Raw genomic sequence first — 3,907 nt, forward strand, 5'->3', positions numbered from 1 at the left:
CCACCCCCCACCCCCTTCGGGTCCTTCCCCGACCTCAAACCGTATGCGGGACGGCGTAGCCCGAGGGTTCGCTAGTGAGAGGGTGCGGAAAACTGGGTTAACGATGTTAACGATGGCCGGTGAACGGTAAACCTCGGCAGGTTTCTGACATGCAAGCCCCTGCCGACCTGCCGCCGGCCGTCTGGAAGTCGTTGTCCGAGATCGCGGCCATGCGCGGCGTCTCGAAGGTCGCGATCAAAAAGCGCGTCGACCGTTACGAGGCCGAAGGGCTGCTGACCACGCGCCGCAACGGCCGCGAGCGCCAGGTGGATCTCGCCGCCTTCGACAAGGCGATCGGCAGCGTCGGCGACGCCTACCGCGAGCAGGCCGCCGAAACAGTCCGCGAGGAAAAGACCGCCGAGCCATCCGGTCCGCCGAGCGCACTGCGCGATGCCCAGACCGAGAAAGCGCAGTGGGAAGCGCGCCGCTCGGCCCTCGACGTCAGCGAGCGTCTGGGCAAGCTGGTGCCGGTCATCGAAGTCGAGACCGCCATGGTGCGGGCAGGCGAGGCGATCGTTAGGGCGATCGAGCAGCTGCCGAGCTTTGCCGGCGAGATCATGACGGCCGCCAAGGAAGGCGAGCCGGCGCTGCGGCGCAAGCTGCGCGACATCAAGGACCAGATCCGCCGCCGTGCCGCCGACGCGCTCACCCTGCAGCGCGACGCCGGCCAGGCCGACGAGGACAGTGGCGGCAACGAATTCGACTTCGGCGCCGACTGAAAGGCCATCCATGAAACTGCAGCTCAAGCGCTCGGCGCTGGCGGTCATCGCCGGCACGCTGGCGGCCCTCATCGCGCCGCCGGATCGCATGAGCCCGTCCGCCTGGGCCAAGGGCAATCTGATCGTGCCCGACGGTCCTGGTGCCAACGAACTTTGGGACGCCTCGCTGACGCCCTACATCGTCGAACCGCTCGACATGCTGGCCATGGACAGCGGCCACAACGAGATCGACGTCCGCAAGTCATCGCAGACCGGCTTCACCACGCTGCTGCTCGCCGCGGTCGGCCACATCATCGACACCGACCCTTGCCGGGTGATGATCGTGCAGCCGACATCCGGCGCCCTGTCCGACTTCAACCGCGACAAGCTGGCCATCGCCATCGACAAGACGCCGGCCCTTAAGCGGAAAGTGAAGCCGCAGACCAGTCGCGCCGGCGACGCCTCGACATCTACCTCGAAGGTCTATCCCGGCGGCTCGCTGACGCTGGCCATCGCCAGCTCGGCCGCCGACCTGCGTTCGAAGACGATCAAGGTGGCGCTGCTCGATGAGGTCGACGAATATCCCGACGACCTCGATGGCCAGGGCGATCCGCTCGGCATGATCGCGGCGCGCCAGATTTCGTTCCTGATGTCGGGCGAGTGGAAGCGCTTCAAGATCTCCACGCCGACCGTCAAGGGCGCCTCGAAGATCGATGCCGGCTTTCATGCCGGCGACCAGCGCTACTGGCACATGCCGTGCCCTGGGTGCGCGACGCCGTTCCGCTTCGTCTTCGACCGGCAGTACTTTAAATTCGAAGAGGTTCATCCCTACAAGGCCTATTACGCGACGCCCTGCTGCGGCGCGATCGTCGAGGCGGCCGACAAAGTCGAACTGATGAAGAAAGGCCGATGGGTTGCCTTGGCTGACCGGCCTGGCGCTCATCCGAGCTACCATTTCGACGCGCTGACCTCTCCCTTCGTGCCGTGGCCGGTCATTGCCGAGGAATTCGTCAAGGCGGCTGGCGACCCGCTCAAGCTAAAGACCTTCGAAAACCTGACGCTCGGCCTGCCGTTCGAGGTCAAGGGCGACGCGCCCGACCATGCCAAGCTGATGCTGCGCCGCGACAAGGAACAGAAGCGCGGCCATATCCCGCCCGCCGGCCTGATCCTGGTGGGCGCTGCCGACGTGCAGATGCGGGGCATCTGGTATTCGATCAAGGCCTATGCGCCGGACGGGCAGAGCTGGGTGGTCGATGCCGGCTATCTGCCCGGCGACACCGAGGATCCGCATGCCGGCGCCTTTGCCGATCTGGAAAAGATCCGTGTCACGCAATGGCCGGACGCCTATGGCCGCACCCGCACGGTCGACCTTTTCGGCATCGATTCAGGCTATCGCAGCCACGTCGTCTATTCCTGGGTGCGCGGCAAGGCGGCGACTTTCGCGCTGAAGGGCATAGACGGCTGGAGCCGTCCGGCGCTCGGCCAGCCGACCAAGGTCGACATCGACTTCAAGGGCGAGCGCATCCGCGGTGGCGCCATGGTCTGGGCGGTGGGCACCTGGCCGCTGAAAGGCGCCTTCTACGCGCAGTTGCGCAAGGAAGGCATTGCTGCTGGGCAACCGGTCAATCCGGCCGGCTATTGCCACTTCGCCTGGTGGCAGGACGAGGTCTACTTTCGCCAGATCACTTCGGAATATCTGGCCACCGAAACCTATCGCGGCCGTGCCCGTCGGGTCTGGAAGATCCGCGGCGGCGAGGAAAACCACCTGCTCGACTGCGAGATCTACAACGCCGCGCTCGCCGACTATCTCGGCCTGTCGCGCATGACCGCCGACCAGTGGCGCACGCTCGCCGCCGATCGCGGTTTCCCGCAGGATTTCGATTTCTTCGCGCCTGACGTTCTGCAGGTGCAGATGCGCGCGGCCCAGGCGCCGAAGCCGCAGCAAACCGCCGCCGCCCTGCCGACAGAATCATTCTGGGATTGAGCTATGACACCTCTAGCGCAGCAGCTTTTGAACGACTGGTGCCTGCCACTGCGGGATCGGCAGGTCAAAGACCCGCATGGCGTCTTGCCCCAGATGGTGAGCGCAAAATGTTTTGAGTGCTCGGCGCTGGGCGAGTTTGTCACCATCTTGGCACGAGACGAACCGGCAAATCTGTTCGAGTCTGGTCGCATTTTTGCACCGGCACCGGTCACGTTCATCGAAGTGAAAACGGGCCAGTCAAGACTTGGTCTGCTTATCATCGAACAGCGTGACGGAAGCATGCGCCTATATCTCACCAATAATCTGATGATCGGCATGTTGTTTGTTGGAGTTCTCCAATCGTCAACGACGTCGAATGGTCAAGGGTACTGGTTCAGGTGTGGCGAAATCAACAGGGAGGACGGCTATCTCCTTGCTCGTGGCGCGGCATACTACCTGTTCCTGATAAACACCCCAAAGCTGCTCGGCAATATCACTCGACTTCCGCACTCCGGCCTCCAAAGGAAGCTTGCGCACGCGCAGGGGATGACGGGCAAGTTCCCGCTTCTTGCGTGGACGGAAATTACGCTCTGGGTCACGCCGAACGGGAGCAAGGCCGAAGCGGAAAACCGCGAAATCGAAGCCCATCTATCCGGGCGCAAATGCCTTCATTTTGTGCGCGCATTTCTGCGCTGGCGGCTCGGCAAATTGGAGATCGTCCGGTCGCACTGGAAGGGCGATGGTTCTCTCGGCATCAAGCGCAGCCGATACAAGATGGCAGCCTGACTATGGCCTGGACGCAAACCGACATCGACAACATCAAGAAAGCGATGGCGTCCGGCGTGCTGACCACCAAGCACGGCGAGACGATGCTGACCTTCCGTTCGATGTCGGAGATGGAACGCGTGCTGGCGCGGATGGAAGCCGAGGTCAAGGGTTCGACCAGCGGCGCGATGTTCACCGAATACCATAGCGGCACCTGAATGAACGCGCTCGACCGCCTGATTTCCGTGTTTTCGCCGCAAGCCGGCCTGCGTCGTGCCGCGGCGCGCGCCTCGCTTGAGGGTTTTGAACGCAGCTATGCCGCCGGCCAGTCCGGGCGGCGCAACAAGGGCTGGACCGGTCGCGGCACCTCGGCCAATGTTGAGGTCGGCCAGGCGCTGGCGACGCTGCGCAACCGGGCGCGCGAATTCGTCAGGGACAGCTG

General features: G+C 63.9%; 5 protein-coding genes. All 5 read left to right on the forward strand.

Translation table 11 applies throughout. From position 1 onward, the window contains the following. Window positions 1-149 precede the first annotated feature (149 nt). Complete coding sequence (locus EN749_RS32285) at window positions 150-758, forward strand: hypothetical protein (protein ID WP_128364688.1); 609 nt, start codon at window positions 150-152, stop codon at window positions 756-758. Window positions 759-768: 10 nt separating this feature from the next. Further along, window positions 769-2,721: a terminase gpA endonuclease subunit gene (locus EN749_RS32290; protein ID WP_128364689.1), complete on the forward strand. Its 1,953-nt coding sequence runs from the start codon at window positions 769-771 to the stop codon at window positions 2,719-2,721. A gap of 3 nt (window positions 2,722-2,724) precedes the next feature. Beyond that, window positions 2,725-3,486, forward strand: coding sequence for a hypothetical protein (locus tag EN749_RS32295; protein ID WP_128364690.1), 762 nt, complete (start codon window positions 2,725-2,727; stop codon window positions 3,484-3,486). Window positions 3,487-3,488: 2 nt separating this feature from the next. Beyond that, window positions 3,489-3,683, forward strand: a complete 195-nt coding sequence (locus EN749_RS32300; RefSeq protein ID WP_128364691.1) for a hypothetical protein — start codon at window positions 3,489-3,491, stop codon at window positions 3,681-3,683. Next, the coding region (locus tag EN749_RS32305; RefSeq protein WP_210214743.1) for a hypothetical protein at window positions 3,684-3,907 on the forward strand (224 nt) is incomplete at its 3' end.

Origin of the sequence: Mesorhizobium sp. M7A.F.Ca.ET.027.02.1.1 (assembly GCF_004022985.1) — a bacterium.
Classification (GTDB): Bacteria; Pseudomonadota; Alphaproteobacteria; order Rhizobiales; family Rhizobiaceae; genus Mesorhizobium.

Bases quoted from the DNA above. Each gene is read 5' to 3' on its own strand.
- EN749_RS32285 (WP_128364688.1), top strand. From the start codon at position 150: ATGCAAGCCCCTGCCGACCTGCCGCCGGCCGTCTGGAAGTCGTTGTCC.
- EN749_RS32290 (WP_128364689.1), top strand. From the start codon at position 769: ATGAAACTGCAGCTCAAGCGCTCGGCGCTGGCGGTCATCGCCGGCACG.
- EN749_RS32295 (WP_128364690.1), top strand. From the start codon at position 2,725: ATGACACCTCTAGCGCAGCAGCTTTTGAACGACTGGTGCCTGCCACTG.
- EN749_RS32300 (WP_128364691.1), top strand. From the start codon at position 3,489: ATGGCCTGGACGCAAACCGACATCGACAACATCAAGAAAGCGATGGCG.